The sequence below is a fragment of the Nostoc sp. LEGE 06077 genome, from assembly GCF_015207705.1.
In the GTDB taxonomy this organism is placed as follows: Bacteria; Cyanobacteriota; Cyanobacteriia; order Cyanobacteriales; family Nostocaceae; genus Nostoc_B.
In genome coordinates this window covers 1-1151 of record NZ_JADEWI010000131.1, presented here as the reverse complement: position 1 = coordinate 1151, position 1151 = coordinate 1, and the positions used below count along the sequence as shown (strand labels likewise).

General features: G+C 36.4%; 1 protein-coding gene. It reads left to right on the top strand.

Going from position 1 to position 1151, the window contains the following annotated elements; all coding sequences use genetic code 11:
- Positions 1-13: 13 nt before the first annotated feature.
- Entirely contained in the window at positions 14-1135 is a 1122-nt protein-coding gene (locus IQ244_RS32215; protein ID WP_193900713.1) for an IS630 family transposase, read from the top strand.
- Positions 1136-1151: the final 16 nt, after the last annotated feature.

Genomic DNA, 1151 nt, shown 5'->3' with positions numbered 1-1151 from the left:
TCTAAAAGCAACTATGCCACCAGCAGCCAAAAACTTTTTAACGCCGGAGCAAGTCAGCAAGCTTCATGTTGCTCTAAAAGAAAGTGATCTACCACACGTCAGAGAAAGAATTCTCATTATTCTGCTACAGAATGATGGGAAACCACAACAGGAAATTGCTAAATTTTTGGGCTGTTCGCACAGGACAGTAGCATATTGGTGTATGCACGGTGATCCAGACAATCTAGAAACTCTACATAATAAAAGAGAGTATGAACATTACCGCAAAGCTACTTCTGAATATATTGAACTGCTATTAAAAACTGTATCCCTTGAACCATCAGATTTAGGATATAAATTTGGTAAATGGACGGCAGAGCGACTAGCTACATATTTAACCGAAAAGACGGGCATTGATTTAAGTAGTTCTCAGGTAAGGAGGATATTAAAGAGAAAAAAGTATAGTTATATCTGGTCTAAATATGGTTTAGAAGACAAACAGAACCCTCTAGTTAGAGCCAAGTTTAAAGAAAAGCTTACTCAATATTTATCAATAGCAAGAGAATATCCGGAGCGTTTACAGGTATGGTTTTGGGATGAAAGCGGTTTTAGTTTACGTGTGATTCGTCGGAAGGCTTGGGGTAAGAAAGGAAAACGCAAGAACGTTCCAGGACAACGACGTTGTGGTCGAGTCAATGTGATGGGAGCAATTAGAGAATTAGACCGGAAACGCGTATGCTTTTTTGTAAAAAAGGGAAATGCAGATATTTTTTATGAGCAATTGCAACAACTAAATGAAATAATAAAACAAGAATGGGTAAATAAAGGGAACTGTTCTGAAGATTTTGCGAAATTTGGGCTGAAGATTATTTTAATCTTAGATAATGCTAGTTTTCATAAACGCAAAGATGTTCTAGCTAAAATATCTGAAGAATTCCCAAATTTTGTTTTAGAATTCTTGCCTGCTTATAGCCCTGATTACAACATTATCGAATTAGTTTGGCACTCATGTAAGGAATATATTGCTCATCGTCTGTTTAAATCAGTAGAGGAATTAACATCTCTGTTAGATAAGCTGTTGAATCAAGGCGAGTTAGTGATTAAGTGGCATCGGAAAATCAAAAACAAAGGCAATCTCAGCTATATTGCAGCTTAAATGCTGATTAGCTTAA